Annotated in this window: 18 protein-coding genes and 1 tRNA gene; 8 read left to right on the top strand and 11 right to left on the bottom strand. The window is 44.8% G+C overall.

Annotated elements, in window-relative coordinates; all coding sequences use genetic code 11:
- Positions 1–30: 30 nt before the first annotated feature.
- Positions 31–561 (bottom strand): hypothetical protein, encoded by a 531-nt coding sequence (locus ACL934_RS03680; RefSeq protein WP_413613120.1) that lies wholly within the window; start codon positions 559–561, stop codon positions 31–33.
- A gap of 199 nt (positions 562–760) precedes the next feature.
- Between ACL934_RS03680 and ACL934_RS03685 the strand changes: the two genes are divergently transcribed.
- Positions 761–1,240 carry a hypothetical protein gene (locus ACL934_RS03685; protein ID WP_413613121.1) on the top strand — a complete coding sequence of 160 codons (480 nt, stop codon included), beginning with the start codon at positions 761–763 and terminating at the stop codon, positions 1,238–1,240.
- 19 nt (positions 1,241–1,259) lie between these two features.
- A complete protein-coding gene (locus tag ACL934_RS03690) occupies positions 1,260–2,021 on the top strand; it encodes a TfoX/Sxy family DNA transformation protein (RefSeq protein ID WP_413613122.1) in 762 nt (253 codons plus the stop codon).
- Between the two features lie 101 nt (positions 2,022–2,122).
- On the opposite strand, the gene ACL934_RS03695 is transcribed toward ACL934_RS03690, so the two are convergent.
- The 3 genes from ACL934_RS03695 to gcvT all read right to left on the bottom strand — a co-directional run bounded on the left by ACL934_RS03695 (position 2,123) and on the right by gcvT (position 3,746).
- Positions 2,123–2,205 (bottom strand) — tRNA-Leu (locus tag ACL934_RS03695).
- 58 nt (positions 2,206–2,263) lie between these two features.
- A complete protein-coding gene (gcvH, locus tag ACL934_RS03700; protein WP_374077799.1) occupies positions 2,264–2,653 on the bottom strand; it encodes a glycine cleavage system protein GcvH in 390 nt (129 codons plus the stop codon).
- Positions 2,654–2,663: 10 nt separating this feature from the next.
- A complete protein-coding gene (gene gcvT / locus ACL934_RS03705) occupies positions 2,664–3,746 on the bottom strand; it encodes a glycine cleavage system aminomethyltransferase GcvT (protein WP_413613123.1) in 1,083 nt (360 codons plus the stop codon).
- 61 nt (positions 3,747–3,807) lie between these two features.
- Here gcvT and ACL934_RS03710 point away from each other — a divergent pair, with 61 nt between their 5' ends.
- The 3 genes from ACL934_RS03710 to ACL934_RS03720 all read left to right on the top strand — a co-directional run bounded on the left by ACL934_RS03710 (position 3,808) and on the right by ACL934_RS03720 (position 6,114).
- The gene (locus ACL934_RS03710; protein ID WP_413613124.1) at positions 3,808–4,311 is read left to right on the top strand and encodes a tRNA (adenine(22)-N(1))-methyltransferase TrmK; all 504 of its coding nucleotides are present in this window, start codon (positions 3,808–3,810) and stop codon (positions 4,309–4,311) included.
- Positions 4,312–4,418: 107 nt separating this feature from the next.
- Positions 4,419–4,898 carry a DUF4423 domain-containing protein gene (locus ACL934_RS03715; protein ID WP_374077806.1) on the top strand — a complete coding sequence of 160 codons (480 nt, stop codon included), beginning with the start codon at positions 4,419–4,421 and terminating at the stop codon, positions 4,896–4,898.
- 109 nt (positions 4,899–5,007) lie between these two features.
- Positions 5,008–6,114, top strand: a complete 1,107-nt coding sequence (locus ACL934_RS03720) for a membrane dipeptidase (protein WP_374077809.1) — start codon at positions 5,008–5,010, stop codon at positions 6,112–6,114.
- Positions 6,115–6,134: 20 nt separating this feature from the next.
- On the opposite strand, the gene ACL934_RS03725 is transcribed toward ACL934_RS03720, so the two are convergent.
- From ACL934_RS03725 to ACL934_RS03735, 3 genes are all read right to left on the bottom strand, one after another.
- The gene (locus ACL934_RS03725) at positions 6,135–9,332 is read right to left on the bottom strand and encodes a hemagglutinin (protein WP_374077812.1); all 3,198 of its coding nucleotides are present in this window, start codon (positions 9,330–9,332) and stop codon (positions 6,135–6,137) included.
- A gap of 183 nt (positions 9,333–9,515) precedes the next feature.
- Complete coding sequence (locus ACL934_RS03730; protein WP_374077815.1) at positions 9,516–9,779, bottom strand: YheU family protein; 264 nt, start codon at positions 9,777–9,779, stop codon at positions 9,516–9,518.
- Complete coding sequence (locus ACL934_RS03735) at positions 9,776–10,792, bottom strand: small ribosomal subunit Rsm22 family protein (protein WP_374077817.1); 1,017 nt, start codon at positions 10,790–10,792, stop codon at positions 9,776–9,778. Before ACL934_RS03735 ends, ACL934_RS03730 begins: the two co-directional genes overlap by 4 nt.
- A 146-nt stretch (positions 10,793–10,938) precedes the next feature.
- On the opposite strand from ACL934_RS03735, the gene ACL934_RS03740 reads away from it, so the two are divergent.
- The 3 genes from ACL934_RS03740 to ACL934_RS03750 all read left to right on the top strand — a co-directional run bounded on the left by ACL934_RS03740 (position 10,939) and on the right by ACL934_RS03750 (position 16,926).
- Positions 10,939–11,307 carry a cupin domain-containing protein gene (locus ACL934_RS03740; RefSeq protein WP_374080429.1) on the top strand — a complete coding sequence of 123 codons (369 nt, stop codon included), beginning with the start codon at positions 10,939–10,941 and terminating at the stop codon, positions 11,305–11,307.
- Between the two features lie 239 nt (positions 11,308–11,546).
- Entirely contained in the window at positions 11,547–15,662 is a 4,116-nt protein-coding gene (locus tag ACL934_RS03745) for a helix-hairpin-helix domain-containing protein (RefSeq protein WP_374077820.1), read from the top strand.
- Positions 15,655–16,926, top strand: a complete 1,272-nt coding sequence (locus ACL934_RS03750; RefSeq protein WP_374077822.1) for a hypothetical protein — start codon at positions 15,655–15,657, stop codon at positions 16,924–16,926. The genes ACL934_RS03745 and ACL934_RS03750 overlap by 8 nt, the downstream gene beginning before the upstream one ends.
- On the opposite strand, the gene ACL934_RS03755 is transcribed toward ACL934_RS03750, so the two are convergent.
- The 4 genes from ACL934_RS03755 to ACL934_RS03770 all read right to left on the bottom strand — a co-directional run bounded on the left by ACL934_RS03755 (position 16,917) and on the right by ACL934_RS03770 (position 22,991).
- Entirely contained in the window at positions 16,917–17,903 is a 987-nt protein-coding gene (locus ACL934_RS03755) for a glycosyltransferase family 9 protein (protein WP_374077825.1), read from the bottom strand. The genes ACL934_RS03750 and ACL934_RS03755 overlap by 10 nt on opposite strands.
- 98 nt (positions 17,904–18,001) lie before the next feature.
- On the bottom strand, positions 18,002–20,875 hold the full coding sequence (gene gcvP, locus ACL934_RS03760; protein WP_374077827.1) for an aminomethyl-transferring glycine dehydrogenase: 2,874 nt from the start codon (positions 20,873–20,875) through the stop codon (positions 18,002–18,004).
- A 101-nt stretch (positions 20,876–20,976) separates the two neighbouring features.
- The gene (locus tag ACL934_RS03765; protein ID WP_374077829.1) at positions 20,977–22,161 is read right to left on the bottom strand and encodes an MFS transporter; all 1,185 of its coding nucleotides are present in this window, start codon (positions 22,159–22,161) and stop codon (positions 20,977–20,979) included.
- A gap of 38 nt (positions 22,162–22,199) precedes the next feature.
- The gene (locus ACL934_RS03770; RefSeq protein ID WP_374077831.1) at positions 22,200–22,991 is read right to left on the bottom strand and encodes a hypothetical protein; all 792 of its coding nucleotides are present in this window, start codon (positions 22,989–22,991) and stop codon (positions 22,200–22,202) included.
- Positions 22,992–23,114: the final 123 nt, after the last annotated feature.

Consider the following 23,114-nt stretch of genomic DNA (forward strand, 5'->3'; position numbering starts at 1 on the left):
GCAATTAGGGTGATAATGCAATGCAAAAATTCACAGCTCCGCTCTTTGAGCAAGTATGATGGATTGCGGATCAAAAAACTTCTGGGCGCGAACACTATTACCACAACCGGAAATTGGAAAATTCGATAATGTCTTATTGCTGAAATAGCTTTGCGCGATTTCCAGGTCTTGAATTTTTTGTCCATAAGCTCCCGCATAGACGCCCTCGCCATGAGGAGAAGTCACCAGAAAATAAGGTGCTTGGAAATTGGGGTCATTATCTAAAAGAGTTTCAAGGTTACCGAATGAGACGATGTAGCCCCGCTCTTTGAGGCTCTCTCGAAGTTCCATGTTGGGTTTAAGAAGGATCACAAGTTCATCAAAGACCCTTATGGACTCGCGACCAAGAAGGTAGTCTTCAATTCTTTTGTTCTCTCTATTCGCTGGATCAATAATATGTGTAAGCACCCAACGCCCTTGCGGGTTTGGACTGAAGACATGGGAACCGTGAAGCAAGGAAACGGAGACAACGCTCACAGTGGCCCATACAAAAACAAGGAGATGCCGTGCCCATTTTTGCATGCACTCCATTGTCGGCTATATTTTTTGTTTGGTATAATTACTTTCTTTCAATGTTCTTGCTCTAGGGCTGGGTTTTAAACCTTTTGGTGTAGGGATGTAATTTTTTAGATATTCCTTGAAGGCATAATAACTTGATTTTCATTCACTTAACAAAGTGAAGCAGGGTGGCTATAAAGGCTCTATCCAAACGGAGCTTAATATGAATAAATCAATGTCTCTTATCGTTATTACTTTGGCTTTCTTGTTTTCCATGCGTTCTCATGCAGAGCAGTTGTCTTTGTTTCCTGAAATCGAGTTTCAAGAACATATACAACAATTGAAAGATGCTTGTGAAAATGTTGGAAACGGGGACTGTGACTTCGCCACTTACAATGTCGCCGCTTTCAATGAAGTGCAAACTTTACGTGTATTAGCAGCAAACTTGTATGATGCTGACAGAGGCTATCAGTATGAAGCTGAAACTAACTGGAAATACATTCTTTCTGATACTTACGTGAAAGAATCAGGAGTGGCTGATGTCCTGAAATACTTTGTAAAAAATAAAATGGTCAAAGCTATTTATGGATTCACACCTAACAGTGATCAGTGCACAGAGTCTGAATATTGCAGCATTTATATCATCTACATTTACCTTACAGACGGACAGAAAATCTCTTTTACCTTTGATTTTACGACTTAGGATCATTTAACTTAGGCCCATGGCAAAAGAACCTGGTGAGCTTAAGTGGATCGAAGAATTACTGCCTGAAGAAAGGTATCGACGCAAATCCATGTTTGGTGGATTTGCGTATTATATTGAAGACAAAATCGTACTTCTTATTTTCGAATCCGACGATAAAAGATGGAACGGTGTTATGTTCCCGGTTGAGCGTGAATTTCAACCGCAGGCTCTCGGGAAGTTTCCTGAGCTTTCTCCTCATTCTATTTTACCTAAGTGGTTGTATCTGCCAATTCATACGGAAGGTTTTGACGAACTCGTTTCCGATATTATTCGTGAAGTGCTAAGGCCGCACAGCTTTTGGGGGAGTATCCCTAAACCCAAAGGAAAAAAAGCCAAGTCGACAAAGAAGAAAGCCGATGATGAAGTTTCTGTGAAGTTGGATACACGACGGCCACGGATGTTTTCTGACGAACCGGCGGAGGACATTTTAAAGAAGGCCAAGAAAATTTCTGATCTAAAAAATTTAGGCGCAGTGACAGAAAAGCAATTCGCAAAAATCGGTATCACAACAGCGCAGCAGTTTATTAAGCTGGGCTGGAAAAAGACCATGAAGAAGCTTATTGAATACGATCCTAAGCATCGCCATTCCCTCTATGCTTATGCGTTGATTGGAGCCTTGACCAACACAGAGTTTACGCGAATCTCAGATGAAGAAAAGGCAGAGGCCAAGGCCTTCATCAAATCAATTCCTAAGCCTGAAAAGAAGCAGAAACGTTCACGGCCAGTGAATAAACGGTGAAGTCACTTGGTTATGCCGTTGAGAACTGGGCCTGCCGATATTAGAAGATGATAGAAAATAAAAAAGCGACCTCTTGGGTCGCTTTTTTATTCTTTTAAATTTGGTGCCCCGCGAGGGACTTGAACCCCCACGCTTGCGCACTAGATCCTAAGTCTAGCGTGTCTGCCAATTTCACCAGCGGGGCACACCTTAAATTCGAAACAAAGTGATAGCGCACTTCTGCGCTACCTTGCAAGAAAAAACTATTTCTCGCTGATCAATTTCTTATAATCAGGAGCTCTCATTAGGTTTGCGAGTTCTTTTTCAGTATCCATTTCGATACGAACCAACCAACCTTCATTTACTGGGTCGTCGTTTAATACAGATGGGTCGTCGCCCAAAGCCATATTAACTTCGATCACAGTGCCTGAAACAGGGGCATAAAGGTCGCTCACGGCTTTAACAGACTCGATCACACCGAAAGTTTGACCTTGAGTGATCTTTTGACCTTCTTCTGGAAGTTCCACGTAAACGACTTCACCCAATTGATCTTGAGCGAATTCAGTGATTCCAACAGTTACGATGTTCTCGTCAACTTGAGCCCATTCGTGTTCTTTTGTGTAGTAATAGTCTTCAGGGATGTGAAATGCCATGTTCGGCTCCTTATTTCGTTACAAATGGGGTCTTGCACACTACTGCTTTTACTTTACGACCGCGGATATCAAGAAGGAATTCTGTTCCCTCTTTTGCGTAAGCCACGTCGACGTAAGCAATACCAATAGGTTCATCCAAAGTGGGTGAGTGTGTACCACTTGTTACCTTGCCGATTTCTTTGTTGTCAAAAGAAAATAGGCTGTAACCTTGGCGAGGAATACCCTTCTCAAGCATCTTAAATCCCACAAGATTTTTAGTTAATCCGGTTTCTTTTTTGCCTATAATTTGGGCTTTTCCCATAAAGTCTTTTTTAGCGGGTTTAATAACCCAGCCAAGGCCGGCCTCGTATGGATTCGTCGTGTCATCAATTTCGTGACCGTACAAAGAGTATTTCATCTCTGTGCGCAAAGTGTCGCGAGCGCCAAGACCGATGCCCATGACTCCCAAATCTTTACCTTGCTCTAAAAGAGCCATCCACAAAGCCGGAGTTCCCGCAGCTTCAACAAAGACCTCACAGCCTTTTTCACCCGTGTAGCCTGTTGTTGCGACCATGATTTTATAGTTTTGGAATTGGCCGGCTTTCACGGTGAAAGATTTCATCTCACTCACTTTGAATCCGAAAACGCGATCGCACAATTCAAGAGCTTTTGGTCCCTGGATGGCGATTTGCCCCCAACGGTCACTCTCGTCTGTCATGTCAGCGCCCTTGTTGTTTTTCGTCATCCACGCAAAGTCTTTGTCTTTGTTGGAAGCGTTCACACACACAAGGTAGTCTTCGTTTTTCTTCAAGCAATAAACGATGATGTCGTCGACCAATCCGCCTTGGTCATTCGGAAGAAGAGAATACTGAGCTTCTCCGTCGTTCAGTTTTGCAACATCGTTTGTCGTCAACCATTCAAGAGTTTCAAGAGCTTTAGGTCCTTTGACGCGAACTTCTCCCATGTGAGAGACGTCGAAAAGTCCTACGTTCTTGCGCACGTTATCGTGCTCTTCACGAAGGCCAACGTATTGAACAGGCATGTACCAGCCGGCGAAATCGACCATGCGGGCACCCAATTTTTCATGTGTTTCTGCGAGAGGTGTCTTTTTCATGGGCCCGAGTGTCCTTTCCTCTGGACAGACAGTCAATGAGGATTCTATTTTGACTCGCTCCATGTTTAAACTTTCGCCCCGAATGCAGCTTATTTACGACCTTCTCTTGCCCGGAAAACCGGTCTGGGACTTCTGTTGCGACCATGGCTACCTCGGCCTCAACGCCTATGAAAGCGGACTTTTTCCAGAAGTGTATTTTGTCGACAAGGTGGAGCAGATCATCGCTCGACTCAAAAAACGATTCGATGAAGAGTACTATCGTGCAGAATCTCCCTCCCAGGCGTATTTTTTTTCGCAAATGGGGGAGAGGGTAGAGCAGCCGCTCCGTGGCTCCATCGTGATTGCCGGAGTTGGTGCTTTTACTATTTTTAAGATCCTTCAAGAAATGAATAAGAAGGGTCTTTTGCATGCTGAGCGATTGATATTATGTCCTCAAAGAGATGAAGAAAAACTGCGGGAGTTCTTCCTGCAGAACCACAATTTCGGGTACAGACTTTGTAATGAACATTACGAAGTTGAAGAGCGAGGACGCACTCGTAAGTTATTGATATTCGATAAAAATTAAGTAATGTTTGGCGCTTTTATGACGCACCCCGAATGGCATTATTAAATGTCTGTAAGGCTGTGAACAAAATATTGATTAATAGGGGCCCGATAAATAATTGTGTCCTCATGCAGGACGTAAATAAAAACTCAGATTTTAGACAGTTTCTTGAAGATGAATTGGCTCGTCGTAGCCAAAACTATCCCCGTTACTCATTGCGTGCGTTCGCTCGCCATTTAGAAGTGGACTCGTCTTTCTTGTCCAAAATTCTAAACGGCAAAAGAACTGTCACTATGAGAACAATTCGTATGTTCGGGGAGCGTTTGAACCTCACTCCAGATGAACTTTCTCGTTTCGGCGAAATCAGCCGCGAGAAAAAAATGAAGCGCAAGCTTGAGCGTCTTTTGGAGAAAATGCCGACTGAAGAGCGCGAGCAATCAACTATTTCAATCACAGTTGATGAAAACCGCCTTCCTGAAGCAAAAGAGAAAATCAAAGCCTTCCGTAAGGAATTGGCTCAGTTTCTCGATTCAGGAGTAGCGCAAGGGAAGACGTACCAAATCTCTGTGTCGCTTTTCCCTGTGTCTGGTTTCGGCGTTAACGACTAAACGTTGAACTTTGATAAATCAAAACTCGATCAACCGAGTGGTCTTAACGGATCACTCGGTTTTTTATTTGGATTTTTGACTATTGAAGGAAGCCTGATAAGCTTCGACCATGTTGATGAAGTTTGTCCTTTTGTGTTTTTTAATCGTCGCCGCGAATTCTGCACAAGCTGCCGTCGATTTGCACATGCATCTGACGATGGATGTTCCCTTGTCTCCTTTCTATTCGGGATCGTTAAATAGCAAAGCTCCTGCGACTTCATGGGACTCTCGTTTTAAATCACGCATTGATTTCGAAGGACTTGAGCAATCTCAACTGCAATTGATTGTGGCTGTGATTTATATCAATCCGATTTGGGGAGATATTGAAAAACAGTTCGATAGCCAGATGGAAATTCTTAATAAGTATTGTGAATTGCATCCTCACTGGAAAATCGTTAAAGAACCAGCGGAAGCTCAAGAAGAAATCAAAAAGGGCAACAAGGTCATTCTCCTTTCTTTGGAAGGCGCTTGGTTTTTTCAAGAACAAGTTTTGTTTGATAAGCTGATCGAGAAATATCCGATTCGCATTGTGACACCTTTGCACTTTAGCGATCTTCGCAGAAGAATTGGCAAACCCGCCAAGCAAAAAGGATTTTTTAGTCCTATTCAAGCGATTCTAGATTTTTTTATGCCTTATAAATATCAGGCTCTTTCTCCGATGGGTGAGCAGCTTTTTAAGTATTTGATCGATAAAAAACTTTGGATTGATCTGAGTCACGCTTCCGATGAAGTGATTGAATATTTTGTGCAAGCAAGACCTAAGGGTTATCCTCTTTTAGTGACTCACACGGTTCTTAAAAAATACTACGGCACAGATCGTGGTATTGATGGGAAGTTATTGAAACTGATTGGTCAAGAGGGCGGGGCCGTGGGTCTTCTGCCTTCCAAAGAAATGCTGGTTCATACGCCTGTGCAGGAGGGCGACTGCCAGAATGGAAATCCCTTTCTAGTGCAGTGGAATGAAGTAGCGACAGAGATTGGTTTAAAAAATACATATCTTGGGTCTGATCTGAATTCTCCGGTTCAAGGTGTGCCTCCAGTCGAGACGGAAAAAAAGTGTCCGGTTTTGCCTGAGGGACTTAGAACTGCGGGAGACTTAAAAACCTTGGGGGATATTCAGGACAAAGATGCTGCAACAAATTTTTTAAATCAGTGGCAGCTTATAAGACGTCAATAGAGCTCTTCAAGTCGCGGTCTTTACTGAACATCAAAGATAGGATTTGGCACCATCAACTTTGGATAGGGCACAACGCTGTTTAGGCGAGTGTCGTACTTGAATACTAAATTACCGACGGCGAAGAGGGCATAAGGCGAAATAACGGACCCGCGGAACTCTCCATAGTAACGACTGTGAACGTTTTGTGCATTCACTCGTAAGTGATCAAAGATTGTCGAAAGGCGAAGAGCATTGATGGATGCGGCTCCTACTTTTGTAGGTTGCTCGCCCCAGTAACCGGCCCATGTCCAACCGTAATTTGCATAGTCCGTCATTTGATAAGCGCCGTTATAACGGCACATAGTTTCATAAGCCTGAACTGGATTGATCAACGTATTCGTTGAAGAGCGATAAATCACTCTGTCATCAGTGATGTGATCGTAGTTCGTAACAACACCCGTCCAATTGTTAAAAAGAGCATTAGCCCATCCGCAATTTTCTGTTGCCGGATTGCAAGCGGTATAATTTCCGTTAGAAACATAGTGCGTTTCAAGATAGTTGACGTGTTCGGGACGGAGTGGACACTTCATGAACTCGAAGGCTCCGGCGTTGTCGTTGCTTTTGATTGTCAGAGCGGCATCTGCAGCATCGCGCAGACCTCCGGGATTGGCGGCATTCGCAATTTTTTGCGCGTCTGTGTAAGCGCCTTGAGAGTTGCGAATCGCATAAAGATCATAAAGGCCGATGCCCATATGTAAATTGCGTGACGCCGTGATTTGCAAAGTCGGTGACGTGGCTCCGCCGACATAATTGATCGCAGGACTTCGCGTGGTTTCAATAAATACGTTGCCTGCGACGTAAATAGAACAACCAACGTCATCTGTCTGAATATCAGGATTTACCAAATGCAAAGTTCCGCTGATAATCACACTTCCATAACAAACGATCGTACCGTTGTTACGCACAAAGCTTCCGTAGCCGTAGTCATGGATTTGCAATCCACTTAAGGTTGGTTTTGAATTAGGCCCTTTGTAAGTAAAAGCTGTCGTACCCGCAGTTAATGATGCATCCAAGGCGAGAATTTCCGCGTCAGAAGGTGCGCGGATTTTAACAGCCGTTTTAAGTGTGATTCCGCCTTGGATATTTGCCATGGGCCACGCGGGCATAGCCGTCGGAGCAGGGTTGACCTGAACGTAACCGTCCCCATCTGTTATCAATCCACCTTGAGCATTCACGACGGGTTCATAGTAGTTCCAAGGGTTTGTGAAAAAATTCTTTAAATTAATAGGAGCCGCATTTGGATTCGATGTAGCTTGTTTGATGAAGTTTTTATCGGTGACCGTAATATCAGGCATGTACATGGAACCCGTGATTGAAAACGGAATTGTGTTATTGTCGACGTGATACATGTGAGAGCCATTGATGCGTGCAAAACCCAAAATGTCATTGGCATTACCATAGTTTGCTTCAGCGATACCAAAGTCAGTGACAAGGTCGGCTTGGATATTAGCGTGGCACATGATGCACGAAAGCGGTCTGCTGACGGCAAGAGCCGGATACATGCTCATCACATAGTTATCCACATGCACACCGAATGTTTTTGTATCTGTCACAATACCATCGCTGACAGTCAAAGTGATCAGAGTCGTGTCTGAGGCAGATGGGTGAGCTGCGCCCATTTGCAAAGACAGAGTTCCCGAAGTCCCAGTGACACTGCAAGAAGCGACGTCGACGTAATACCCATCGGCTGTGGTCGCTGAACAAGTTAGATTTTGCGGGTCAGGGAAAGGATTCCCACCAGGGTTTGCGGTAAATGCCAAATCGAAGATCGCATTGGCAAAACATTTGTTACCGCACTTTTCCGCAGCCGTTCCATTTGTTCCAGGCCATGCCGTGATTTGTGGATTTTCATTCACAAAATTCACAGTGATGGCGACTTCTTGGGAAACGGAGTGCGGAGTTGGTACGACATTATCTGAAAATTGAACTTTGATTTTACAAGGTCCGCCGTTGTGATCCGCTCCGCTGTAACGATTAAAATAATGAGCTGTCGGAGTGTAAGTCAGGGCTCCCGTTGCTGCATCGATACTCACAGTTCCATAATCGGAACATTTTGGAGAACTCGCAGTTGGAAGAGAATAAGTCCCTTGAGTTTCTTCATTCGAATCGACTTGAGCGTTGGTAAACAGAGTTGTCGCAGCACTGTTGCGGTTTAAAGAGGCCGTTGTTGGTACAGTCAGCGTCGGCATAGAAGTATCAAGAGTGAAACTCACTTGATTGCTTTTTGAAATATTACCGGCCTCATCACGAACCCACATCGTAAGAGTGTGAGCGCCGTCAGGACCCGCCACAGAAACATAGTTCGTTCCAGCAGCACAATTCATCCAATCGGCATTCGTGAGAGCAGGAGCTGCGGCACCGTCTTGAGTGAAGATCACTTTATAAAAAGAATCAGGATTTTGATTTTGGTCATCGCAAGCAGCGATGTCGATTCCAACGGGACTGTCTTGAATAGTTCCGAAGGCCACGCTGATTGTGGGAGTCGACGGATTGGTTTGATCCAAGGTGTAAGCCAAAGGGTATGGGTAACAAAAAGAATTTCCCGCAGCATCTTCAGAAAGAACACTCCAAGAATACGATCCTTCTGCTGTAAGCGCATTCCCCACTGGAAAATGAAACAGTCCTGTGCTGGCGTCGGCCGTGGTATTGGCAAGAATCTGTCCAGAACAGGTGATGGAATTATAAAGAGTCACGATGGACTTAGGTTCCGTGGTTCCGTCGATAGTGGGTAAAGGATTCGGACTGACAGCCGCAGGTAAAACAGTGGCACTGCCAATCACGGGAATGACGTCGTCAAAATAGACTTCAAAGGCTTCTGAACTTTCAGACTTTTCGCCGTGAGCACCCAAGGCTGATCCTTGAGGCAGAGTTAAGGAGACTAAGCCTTGGTCAATGGGCGTGAGTTCAATGACATAAGTCGTCTCGTCGATTTTTTTTATGTCGACAATCGTTGCGTTCACCAACTGAAACTCTTCAGACAAAAGAGTTTGCGGTGGTCGGTTGAAGGAGACAGTCACTTTGATAGCAGAATTATTGGTGTAATACGCAGGACTGCTCGCGGCTTTCAAATTAGGAATAAGGGCCGTGGCACTGATGTCGCCTTTAAGCGTGCAACCACCAAGCATCCAGCCCAGCAGCAGAAGACGTATGAATGTGACCGAAACGTTCCAAATATTCATATATAGTCCTAAACACGTACTTATATATCGGCTTTCTCGGAGCGAACATTGAGGAATTTGTTCCTAATTTAACGTTTCAGGAACTCAGAATCGGATCATTCTGAGTCAAAAGCGCTCTATAGCAATTAGAATTTGTTCAGGCGATTTCCGTGAGAGAGCAGATAACTGCGTCAGGACTGGGACTCACTTTTTTTGCAGACGTTGCCATTCTGTTTTTGTGACGATACCTACAGTTTCTGTATTGGGATCAAAAACAATTTTAATATCGCCGTTGTCGAGTTGCTTTTTGATTTGTTTAAACTTTGTTTCGAAAGCCGCTTCTTCGCGGCCATAGTCAGTACCTTCTCTTAGAATGAAATTCTCGATAATTCCATGCAGGGCTTCTTCACTAAGAGCTTCTTTAGGAACTTCCATCGGTGGGAGTTGTTCTTTGTCGTCAAAACTCATAATGTCTTAATTTCCTTTTGCACGCGAATTTCGTTGGAAACTTTTTGGGTATCTTCGGGAATTTCAATCAAAACTCCGCGGGGAATTTCTTGTTCAATTTTGGATTTGTGCATCCACGCTAAGAATTCGCGGTCGGGACCACGGCAAATCATCTGACGGTCTTTGCCTTTTTCTTTGAGTTGATCTCCAACCACTCGTGCGGCGTTGATTTTCTCTGCCGAAGTTTTTCGCATTAAAAGATAACTCATCGTCAAAGTGCGGTTTTTCATTGGAAGCTGTTCTTCCATTTTTAAAAACCATTCAGGAGCCGCAAAATGCACGCGATCATGACACCAGTCTGTTTTGGATTGTGTTAGCAGCGGACAAAGTCCTTCGTGGGTGCACGGAGCCCAGACGCGATAACCCTTTTCTAAAAGCTTCTGACGAAGTTGCAAAAGCTTTCTGCCGTCTTGTTGAGTGGAAGGTTCCACTAACATCAGGGCCTCGCACTGGTAAGCCCATTCGGGAATATCGCTCAGTTCCGTCAAAGAATACGAGAAAACGGCTAAAGTTTTTTTAGGATCTTTTAGCTTCGGAGCACTGAAGGTGCGTTGCCATTCCTCTGCCTGAAATTGCGGGAAGAAGTTTTCGATAATTTTTTGAGGCTCCGCCGCTCTTTCGATCAATTGAAATTTGAAAGAATGTTTTTCGGAAAGAGCCAAAGACGCTGTTGCCAATCCCGCGCCGAAATCAATCACACGCTCCAAACCTTGAAAGAAATTTCTTTTGTCAGCCTCTTCGATAATTCCATGAAGACGTGTGGCATTGAGCGGGAGGTAATAGCAAAGATAAGCCACCTGGGCCCATGTTTCATTCCAAGGTGTTGGGGCGTCTGGTTTGTGAATGAAATAATCAGAAAGTGCCAATACGCATTTCGCCAAGGCCTTGGAATCTTTCAGCGTGAGCTGAAAACTGGCCAAAGCTTTTGTGAGAGAGTCTTCGAAAGAGGCAGGATAAGTGAATTGTCTTTGCATTGTTAAAATACTATAGGATCGAGTACTTCGACGCAAGATCCGGGGAGTAAACTCAAAGTAAGTATTTACTCACTTGCAAGGAGGCCCTTATGGAGCCGCAAAGAGAGCAACAAACCACTAGACCTAATCCGCAATTTGTAAAAGACATGAGTCACATCGCCCATAAAAATTTTGCGAAACCCGATGAGGTTCGCAATATTCCCTATGGAAAAATAGAGCTTGTGAACGTTGGCGGTATGACTGTTGGTAAGGTTACTTTGCAACCTGGCTGGAGATGGTCTACATCTGTAAAGCCCATTGCAAAAACTGAAAGCTGCCAAGCTTTGCACTACTCATATCAAATATCAGGAACTTTACGAACACGCATGGATGATGGAAATGAAATGGAGTTTAAAGCTGGCGACATTGCGGTTATCCCTCCAGGGCATGATTCCTGGGTTGTTGGCGATGAACCCGTTGTTGTAATTGATTTTCAAGGCATGGCTCAGTTTGCTCTGCCGCCTCACCAGCATTAAAAGAAAAACAAAGATTATAAAAGAGTTCTGGGATTTCACCGGAACTCTTTTTGATTCTCTGAGTGGATTTTTAGCGTTGCGTCCATGAGTCCATCGTGGTCTGCGCAAAATAATTACAGGGGACGCATCTCTCGACGATGGTCTTTAAGTCATTTCATTTTGTGAGAGTTCATCGACTTTCACTCGAAGTTATTATGAGATGTTCAAAAAAAATTGTTTACCAACGCGGACGGTGGTTTATGAGCATCAAGAGTATTAACAAAGCGACGTATGAAGATCTATTAAGAATTCCGGGAGTCAATTCTGAAATAGCAGCAGAAATTTTGGAAACTCGAACTAAGAAGGGTTTGTTTTCAAATAAAGGTTCTCTATCTTCAGTTCCCGGACTTTCTCAAGAAGTCATCACGGAGTTGGGAAAGAGTTTTTCATTCGGCGAGAAAAAAATCACTGAAGGGGTTAGCGGATACATTCTCGATAAAATCAATCCCGGAGTTCTAGATGCAACTCAACCGGCAAAACCTAATGCCGGGAGCGGGGGCTCGGATATTAAACCATCACTGCCCGATATTACTTCTATTCCATCAGTGCTCACGTTCACACATACAAGTACGATCTCCATCACAAATCAAACTGGTTTTGAATCAAGCGACATCAGTATTGTTATTGAATACAGTGTGGCGATGGACGACTTGGTTGTTGTGCGCTCCACCAATGCAAAGCCTGATTACAATTACAGCAACTATACGATATCAATCGTCGAGGTATTTCCGGTCCTTTTGGAAAAAGGGATTGTGGCTTATGCAAAACTTCCGAGTGGCGTGCAAACAGCAAGGACCATTTTTACTGAGGAGCAGTTTCAAAATGGTCAGTTGAGTTTAAAGCTTGAAAATGCGCAACCTCTTACGATCGCAGAGCCCGTTTCCCGGGATCTTTATTTACAGATGCCAAAGTATATTCAGGGCCGCGTATTGGATTCAAATAATGTCGAAAAAATGTCCAATGCTCTTGTTATTATTTATACGTCGACAGTTGAAAATCCGACAAGCAGTGACTATGTCATTTCGGGATATGCGGAAACCGATAGCCTTGGTTATTTTACGATTCCTTACATCAGTGGCTATTTTGAAAGCGCTTATGCTCTGGTAGGGTTGAAAGGCGAGTCCGAGGTTGATATCAAGCTCTCGGATTCGGATACAGACAACTTTCCGGAAAAACTCATTCTTGTCATTGATTATGAAGCCCCAGAGACAGAAGATTGTGGTTGTGAACTCGACTTCACGAGAGACAAGCAAATTTTAGAGGAATTTTCTTACTACACGGTGGTGAGAATCACGGAACCTAAAGTCAAAGGACTTACTTTGACTGACACACCTGACGTGAAGGTTCGGGACCTTTTGGGTGACATGCCTTGGTTACTGCCGGGATTCTTGGATTCTTATAAATTCATGTTTGGAACAGGGGCGTCATCTTCTTCCAAGGATTTGATTGATGATAATTCTGCGATTTCCCTCCTTAACAATTATTCTATCAGCAGGGATGTGCTTTCATCCTACATGCTAAAGAAGAAGTCTTTGAGCTCCAAAGACATTTATGAACTTCTTCAACTTAATGAAAGAAGTAAACTTCAAAGTATTGTCGACAGAGCGACGGCAGATTATGGGGGGAGAAGTCGTTTAGATGATACACATGTTGTTGATTGGGATGAAGATCCTACGATCTACCAGGCTACAGAAATTGCACACGGACATCTTCTGCAATTCAAACAAATTTGGACGGCAGATGGATACTCCATCGGTGACCTACTGTACAGCTTGCCGTTGGCGCCGGGACAGAAAAAGCAAATTGTCGTTTATGACTGGGAACACAAGACTTCAGGAATGCGCGACGACTCGCTTTCATATAGTGAGCGACTTGACGCCGAGATTTCCCGAGATCGAGATATCAATGAAATCGTCAATGCGACCCTTTCTGAATCTATTGATGCAAGCTCCACGGCAAAGAGCAGTTCTTTTTCTGCCGGCGGTGGAACAGGTGTCGCTGGTTTTTATGGAGTCGCTTTTGGCGCCGTCATTGGAGCTTCAGGAGGCAGCTCAAAAGCCTCTTCCACAGCCAGTCAGGATTCTTTTCGCGAGACAACGGGCTCAAGTCATCAGTCGCTTTCAGATCGCACGACGCAATCAGCGTCATCTGTGCGTAATCAAAGAAGCACTGTGATTCAAACAGTATCTGACGGCGAAAAATTTCAGGTCACTAGTGAAAGCGTCGCCAACTACAATCACTGTCACTCCATGACAATGCAGTATTTTGAGGTGTTGAGGCATTTCAAGGTCTATCAAAAATTGGTCGGCGTTCAGGAATGTCTTTTTGTTCCTTTGGAGATGAAGCCTTTTGATGTTTATAAAGCGAATCGTTGGTACGATATTTTAAATCGCAGCATCTATTTGCCTCAATACCGAAAAGGTTTGCCTGCGATTAAACGTTACTTGGATAACTGGGAACACGCGAACTTTCCTGATGGAAAGTATTGTGAGGAAGAAGTTTTAAATATTAAAGGGGACATCAGCGTCATCTTTAGACTGGGATGCCCGGCCAACAGTTCCACAGACGAGTTTGTGGCCGAGAATTGGTTATGGTCATCACTGCTGATGCCATATACTTCTGCCAGCAGCTTCTACAATAGATACAAGGCACAACAAAATGCTTTGGATGATTACTTCGCCAGCGAATACGGAACTAAAATTGCACAGGAGTTTGTAAATAAGTTAAGACTTTATGCGATCGATAAAGACGGAAACGCCACTGAAGTTCCTATTGATTGCACTCTGGTGTCGGAATTCCGCAATAAAGTGGAACTTAAAATTTCTATCCGCAGCAGTGGCAGTATGCCAAAGCTTACAAGAGAGTCCATCACGCAACTCAAGCTCAGTGCGCAGTTTGGAAAGGATTCTATTTCCGCATTCCAAACACTTTTCCCGGATGCTTACGATCTTTATTCAAGCTTGGTCCCTGCTTCCTATCTTTTGCCAACGGGAAGCAGTGTCGTCGTGAAGTCAGCTAAAATAGCTTACTCAACGGAGCACTTTGATGGCTGGTTGGTTTCGGATACGGGCGTCAACAATGATATCACCACAGCCGATGACGTGTGGCTCTATACGCCACTGAGTCAAAAGGAAAAACACAATCCTAAGGATGAGGACGTCACTTTGTGTAACAACCTGATTGATCATCTGAATGCGAATATCGAGCTTTACCATAAGGCTATTTGGGTGAAGATGTCTCCTGAACGTCGCTTCATGCTTTTAGATGGTATCGTCTGCACGGGCACGGGGGTGAATGGCCGCAGCGTCGCGAGTGTCGTCGATAATAAAGTAATCGGTGTTGTTGGAAACAGTTTGATTATGCCTGTGGCTCCAGGTCAGTACATCAATCCGACATTTAAATATCCGGTGGATAGCACAGGTAAAGTAATTGATCTGCTCGAACTTTATCGGACTAACGATCCAGATCCAACGACGATCACAGTTCCCACAAAGGGTGTGTTTGCTGAAGCGGTCATGGGAAGTTGCAATAGCTGTGAGAAAATTGAAGAAGATCGCTTCTGGCGTTGGGAGCAGTCACCTATTCCTGATAGTCCAACGGCTATTGGCAGCGTGGATCCAAATGCCACTCGTTCGCAAAGTTTGAGCAATATGACTTCGGAAGCGTTCCCAAATCCGATCATTAATATTCAGAACAGTCCTTCAGCTCCAGATCCACAAGGTCTTTCATCTGCGTTATCTTTGGTGGGTAAGTCAGACGCTTTCCGTGATTTGACGGGACTTGCGGCGAACCAAGCTAATGCCATCAAAGCTTTGGATTCTGCATATAGCTCAGCTCAATACTATGCGGGCCAAGCCGCGGATCTGACGAAACTAGCGTTGCAAGGAAAAATGTCCAAAGACATGGATCGAGTCATCGACAAAATTGAAGACTCTAAAGCCAAGGGACTCATCAGTTCAGAACAGGCTAATGAGCTGACCCAAAAGGCGATCAATAGCGCCATCGGGGCTGGGGCGACATCAGGTAAACCGTTATCTTCCATAGAATCTGATAAAAAAATGTCAGACGCTCAGACTTCGGCAGTTCAGGCTGTTGCAAGCAAAGGAGGTTCGTTCTCTGTGAGAAATACAGACGGATCCACTTTGGAAGCTGAAGTGACTTCGACGGAAAGTAGCAATGATACGGATACGACAACATCTTCCGGTGAAGACTATATGGCAGCAGCGGTGAGTGAATTGACGAACGATTCTGTAGTAGTGCCGGACTCTTGGGGTTCTGAACTTGTTGATGCCGTTCGAGGAGGTTCCGATGTCTAGTGTTTTAAAATATTTGTCAGAATCTTGGTTGAGTATGGCGTCTTCATCACAGGTGAATTTAAATAACTTGGTGGAGTTCAAATACACCGACCTTTATATGCAGATTGAAGACGGTATGTCGCAACTTACTGGAACCGAAGTCTTTGATTCCGTGCAAGGCTCTAACATGGTTTCAGTCCACAATGGACCTCTTGATTATTTACCGAACGTTGGCACCGTGTTGATTTGGAGTGGTAGTTCGGAGAATCGCATGGGGCTTGTGACTGAAGTGAATGAAGACCAAGAAACTATTAAAGTGTACTGGGGCCATGAATCTGATGAGAGCTCAAACTTAACAGAACAGGAATTCACTTTAAACTCTGCGCTGGTGGATGAAATTAATTATTTTAGTCTCAATGAACCGGAAGCGGGTTATTCTCTCTATGGAGCCATTTTTCCTGTAGGGCAGCTTTCCACTAATCTGCGTGTAGTAAATTGGATTTGCAATCTGTCCCGGAACAGAGGCTTGAAAACCAGCACTAGTTATCGGGCCTACCCTCTAAATCTTTTGGAAACTTCCACAACTCCCGCGCCAAGAAGGAATCTTTTTGTAAGTACAGAGGAAAAGATTTCTCAACTTGGAGAAATCATTGATTACCTCGATGTGGAAAATTCGGCGCGATATACTCCAACTTCGAATGCTACTTTTTGCAACATCTATGCTTATGACTATTGTTACTTAGCCGGAGTTTATTTCCCTCGTGTTTGGTGGATTGATGCTGCTCGTAATGCCACTAAAAACAAAGAGGTCGCAGACCAACTTTTATCGGGAAAGCTTATGACAAATCCCCAGTTGAGTTACTCAAGTGGAGGTGTTGATTATTGGACTGAAGCCCGTGAACTTCAAGCCAATGATATTTTCAGTTGGTTTACGACCTATTCACATCTTTTCGGCTGGCAAACTGTTTACACGGGAGATCCAAATGATGCGAGTGAGAGTTCCCGTAGGTACGACAGCGCTGAGCTATTGCAAGAGGCGGCTAATAGCGGAAAGATTTGTGTTATTGTGACTCAGAGACAGAATGTGAATCGGTCAGGTCATGTCGTGGTGGTGGTTCCAGAAACTTCAGCACATAAACACGAAGAAGCCAACGGAGTATACAAACCGTTGCAAAGCATGGCGGGCGAATCAAGTTATTTGAGCAAATACACGACGACGATTGATTGGTGGCCTGGAGCTTCCAGTAATCCCAATGCACAGATTGGATTTTTTATTCACGATTGAGACAGCACTTTCAGTACTTCATCAACTTGAATTTGATCCATACACTGCGGATCAACTTGGTCCATATCTGGCACCTCTGGCATAAAGATATGGACTTCTTTTCCGCGAGCGGCCCAGCGACGTGGATGTTGCACGCGCACAGGAGAATAAATTCCTAAAACAGGAACTCCCAAAGAAGCTGCTATATGCGCAACGCCTGTACTTGGGACAACAACAGCCTTCGCATTTTTTAAAACTGTAAATAGCTCTGTGGCTTTAAGCAGGTTTTGGAGCGAGAGCACGCTGGAATTGTTTTTAAAATATTCTTTAATATCTTTAAGCCAAGGTTCATCAGCGGGCGTTCCAGTTAAAACAACCTGGGTTGTTGCTGAAACTTTTTCGATCAATTCAATGTATCGAGGAATAGGCCAGTTCAGAGCTGAACCCGCCATTCCAGGATGAACCACAACATAGTTTCTGATAGAAAGCTTATGCTGATCTAAGAGCGCCATGTTTTCAGGAGCAGTCAGTTTTAAAACAGGTGTTTTTTCTTGAAGAACGTCTTCTTCAATCTCAAAGGCGTGAAGCAAAAGATCTAAGTTGTAGTCAGCTTCATGCTGAGTCGCAAGGCTGCGACGTTGACGAAGTCCACGATTTAAAAATAAGAAGCTATGCCATTGGGATTTTACACCCGCACGCACAGGAATATTTTCAGCCCACAAAGCGAAACTCACCCACCAGGGAGCTTGAAAGCTCACGGCCACATCAGGTTTGTAATCATGAAGAAAGCGGCGCAAAGTTCGGAGAGAATCTTTCCAATCCTCTTTAGAGAGTTCGATGTACTTGCGTTGGGGATCGGCATTGTCAGGCACAAAGCCAAGACCTTTCGAGATCACCCACTGAACGTCACAGTCTTTTAAAAAAGAAACCTGATCAACACACATGGTGCAGATCAGGTCGCCGATTTTGTCTAATCTAATGAGAAGAACTTTCTTCATAAAAAACCCTCATACATTCCCTGATGGCCCGGACGGCCATCAGGCAGCGGGGCTCGGGGCAGAGCCCTGATTGTCAGGACGCTGTCTCCCCATTAATACTACTGATAATCTTCCAAAGGAGGGCAGGAGCAGACAAGGTTTCTGTCGCCGTAGGCGTTATCGACACGACCTACAGAAGGCCAGAATTTGTTAGCGCGCAACCATTCAACTGGATAAACCGCTTCTTCGCGAGAGTACGGATGATTCCATTCAGGCTTCATCATCATCTGTGCTGTGTGCGGAGCATTTTTCAATGCGTTGTTTTCTTTATCCATTTTGCCAGCATCAATCGCCGTGATTTCTTTGCGGATAGTCACCATAGAATCAATGAAACGATCCAATTCTTTTTTGGATTCGGATTCTGTGGGCTCGATCATCAAAGTTCCAGCAACAGGGAAGCTCATTGTTGGTGCGTGGAAACCAAAGTCCATCAAACGTTTTGCAACGTCAGTCACGTCAATGCCTGATGTTTTCTTGATCTCGCGCACATCGACGATACATTCGTGGGCCACAAGCCCGTTTTTACCTTTGTAAAGAACAGGGTAGTGAGCTTCCAATTTCTTCGCGATGTAGTTCGCACTCAAGATGCTCACCAATGTGGCTTTTCTCAAACCCTCAGCTCCCATCATCGTGATGTAAGACCAAGAAATTGGCAAAATGCTTGCGCTTCCCCAAGGAGCCGATGTCACGGCAGAGATTCCTTGAGCCGGACCCGCTTCAGGAACCAAAGAATGTTTCGGCAAGAACTCTTTCAAGTGAGCCGCAACACCAATAGGACCTACACCCGGACCGCCACCACCGTGAGGGATCGAGAATGTTTTATGAAGGTTCATGTGAGAAACGTCGGGACCGAAAACACCCGGACGGCACATGCCTACAAGAGCATTCATGTTGGCGCCATCCATGTAAACTTGTCCGCCGTTGTCGTGGATGATTTTGCAGATTTCAACGATACCTTCTTCGAACACGCCGTGAGTTGAAGGGTAAGTGATCATCAACGCCGCCAAATTATCGCGATGTTGCTCTGCTTTTGCTTTAAGATCTGTAACGTCCACGTTACCTTGATCGTCACAGGCCACAACCACCACTTGCATATTTACAAGAGCTGCTGATGCCGGATTTGTTCCGTGGGCAGAAGAAGGAATCAAGCAGATATTTCTGTGAGCTTGACCACGAGATTGGTGGTACTTACGAATCACAAGAAGACCCGCGTATTCACCTTGAGAACCTGCATTCGGTTGCAAGCTCACAGCCGCAAAACCCGTGATGTCAGACAATTTCTTTTCAAGATCGTGAATCATCTCGATCAAGCCTATGGCTTGAGACGTCGGAGCAAACGGGTGAAGTTTGCTGATCTCAGGCCATGAAACCGGAACAAGTTCTGTTGTTGCATTCAGTTTCATTGTGCAAGATCCCAATGGAATCATTGAGTGAGTCAAAGTCAGATCTTTGTTTTGCAAAGAGTGGATGTAGCGAAGCATTTCTGTTTCGCTGTGGTGAGAGTTAAACACCACGTGAGTCAAATACGGAGTTGTGCGGTTGAGTTTTGCAGGCAACTCAACATCTTTCATCGCCTCATCCACAGACAAAGCAGTGAAGCCTGCCATGTTGCCAAGATTGAAAGCGGCCCAGATCATTTCAACATCTTCAAGAGTTGTCGTCTCGTTCAAAGAGATGCCAAGTTTGTTATTCCCGAAGTTGCGGAAATTGATTTGCATTTTATCAGCTTGAGCCACAATCGCCGCAGCTTTATCTGTCGTGACAGTGACCGTGTCAAAGAACGGAGTCTTCGCTACAGCAAAACCAAGTTTGTTCAAACCTTCAGCCAAGATTCCAGTTGTACGTTGAATACGCAATGCAATTTTCTTAAGTCCTTGAGGACCGTGATAAACTGCATACATAGAGGCCATATTCGCCAAAAGAACTTGCGCAGTACAAATGTTCGAAGTCGCTTTTTCACGACGGATGTGTTGTTCGCGAGTTTGCAATGCCAGACGCAAAGCTGCTTTGCCTTGTGAATCCACACTCACGCCCACAAGACGGCCTGGCATCAAACGCTTGTATGCATCTTTTGTTGCCAAGAAAGCCGCATGAGGACCACCGTAACCGAGTGGCACACCAAATCTTTGTGAGTTACCAACAGCCATGTCCGCGCCCCATTCTCCTGGAGGAGTGAGAAGCGTCATCGCAAGTAAATCAACAGAGGCCGTTACAAGAGCACCGTGATCTTTATATTTTTTTGCAAGGTCTGTGTAGTCTTCAACCGCACCGTTTGTATTTGGGTATTGGAAGAAAACACCGAACACAGGTTTTGCGAAATCGTATTTCGCAGGGTCCATCACGATCATCTCAAAGCCCAAAGGCTCTGCACGAGTTCCCAGAACTTCAATCACGTGAGGATGCATCTCTGGAGAAACGATGAAAGCATTCGCTTTGTTTTTGCAAAGTGAGTGCGCCATGAACATCGCCTCTGCCGCCGCCGTTCCTTCATCAAGCAAGGAAGCGTTTGAGATTTCCATTCCAGTTAAATCAGAAATCATTGTTTGGAAATTCAAAAGAGCTTCCAAGCGACCTTGAGAAATTTCTGGTTGATAAGGCGTGTAGGCTGTGTACCACACTGGATTTTCAAAGATGTTTCTTTGAATCACAGTCGGAGTGATTGTGTCATGGTAACCCATGCCGATATAAGTTTTGTAAACTTTGTTTTTTGAAACCATGGATTTCAAATGATTCAAAAGTCCGTGCTCAGAAATGCCGGGACCGACATCTTCATATTTATGCTGAGTGCGGATTTGTGAAGGGATGACTTTATCAGCCATCTGATCCAAAGAATTAAAACCCAACGTTTTCAACATCTCGTGGATGTCAGAATCTGTGGGACCAATGTGACGGGGAGTGAACTCATTACGGGGAGATAAATCGGCAATTTTCATATACACCTCAATGACGGCCCCGAGACTAGCACACGCACCCCATTCAATGAAAGATTTGTAAGGAGAGCAGACGTGCTAATGCAAGGCGAAATGAGGCTATTTTAAGCTATTTTTTGGGCAAGTGTGCGTATTTTTTGACCACGTCTGAATAGGAGGCTGGCTCCGAGGCAGAAAACCAGTCCTCCCAGGCTCACGGCGGGCCATTTTCCCCAACTCCAGAGCTGGGAACCGATATAAGAACCGAGGCTTCCTCCGATAAAGTAGAAGAAGACATAAACGGAGCTTAAGCGCGAGCGGGCTTCGGCAGACAGTTCAAACATACGCGTTTGATTTGAAATATGCGCGACTTGAATTCCCAAATCCAAAATCAAAACTCCTACGACAATTCCCACAACAAAAGTGGAAGACAGAGCCAAGATCGCAAACGCCGCCATGGAACAATAAAGACCCAGACGAATTGTCGCTGCTGTTCCTTTTTTGTCGGCATATCTTCCTGCAAGAGGGGCGGCCAAAGCGCCGATCATTCCTAAAGCTCCGAAGAGTCCAATCGTTTGCGGAGAATAATTAAAGGGTTCGGATTCCAGTAAAAACGTCAGCGTCGTCCAAAACGCCGAGAAAGATCCAAAAAGAATGGCGCCCATTAGCGCGGCTTCACGGACCAGTTGAAAATCACGAATGAGTTCAAGAGTGGATTTAAGCAAGGCCTTGTAGCTTCCGTGAAATTGAGGCTCGGAAGCAGGCAACGCCCATTGAGTTGTCACAGCTAAAATCAGATTCACAACACCGGCAAAAATAAAAACACTCTGCCAACCAAAGTGTTCAGCCATAAAACCTGAAAGCGTTCTTGCCATCAACGAGCCTAAGAGAATTCCCGAAAGCACGGTTCCCACGACTTTGCCGCGCTCTTCAGGACGAGCGAGATTTGCGGAAAAGGGAATGAGCACGGTGGCTGAGACGTTAAAAAATCCCATCACAAAACTAAGAGCACAAAGCACGGCAAAGTTGGGACTGAAAGCAAGCCCGAGAGCCAGGGCACCCGCAACAGTCATACTGACTTGCAAAAGTTTACGGCGCTCCATCATATCACCCAATGGAACTAACAACAGAATGCCGATGGCATAACCAATCAAAGTGAGTGCGGGAACCAGCGACACTGTTTTTTCAGCAACACCGAATTCACGAGCAAGAATTCCCAGAAGGGGTTGGTTGTAGTAGAGGTTGCCGATCACCAGGATACACGTGACAACCATGAATAGAACTTGAGAGCGCGAGACACCTTTACCCATAAGTTTCATAGGTAAACGATGTAAAAGTGAGTATCAAGTCAGTTTGCGATTTGGGAGTGACATTCGGATATCACTTTTTTGCGAGGAGTTCCTTGTTCGCAGGAGCGCATGAATTCACGAAGAAGTTTCAACTTCTCGGTGTCTTGCTTCATCGAATCCATGCGCGCTGTGATCGAGGAAATTTCTTTGAGCACTGCAAATTCTAAGTGCACAGCAAGTCCAAACTTATCGACCTCTTTGTTTTGTCTGTTGGCGAGATCGATCTGTTTTAAAACGAATCGGAGCGACGGCGGAAAGAGGCGAGAAAGAAAGCCAATTTCTTCCAACTTCATTCGGAAAACCGGATCTTGCAGAGCCCGAGTGCCTTCTTGTTTGTAGTACGAAGCAAGATAAGCGCTGCGTTCTGTGCTGAGTCTTTCTCGATCTAAATAAGACGGATTGCAAAGTGTCGTGCAGATTTCGGGAAGAGATCTTTTTGAAACATCTTCAGCAAGCTTATCGAAAATCGCAAACTCCGCATCATAGTTGTAACCAATGCGCGTGAGTTCTTTCAAATTTGGATTGGGAGCTTCAGGATCTTTGACGCTGTCTTCAAGACTTGGCATGACGGACGCTTTAGCCACAGGCATTTTCTTCGTGGATTTCCCCTCGGGAGCTGTCGCTTTGACGAGCTGATCAATCGCATAATAAGAAACACCCGTAAGCCCGACGACAGCGCAAACAAACACACCTAAAAGGAAAAAACCAAGATACTTAAGAACACTTTTAACGAACTTCATAGGAGTTTTTAATTTATCAATTCTTCGAGACTCTGTCAGCGAAGAAGCCAAAGCCTGGCTCTTAAAATGCAAAAGCGAGCTCTGCTCTCGCAGGACTCGCCTTTAGAAGATTCCCCGTCCGTTTGTCCGAAAGGAGATCCGAAAATGACTTACCAACATAGGTCTTTTCGGACG

It is taken from the genome of Bdellovibrio sp. HCB-110 (assembly GCF_047323225.1).
Taxonomy (GTDB): domain Bacteria; phylum Bdellovibrionota; class Bdellovibrionia; order Bdellovibrionales; family Bdellovibrionaceae; genus Bdellovibrio.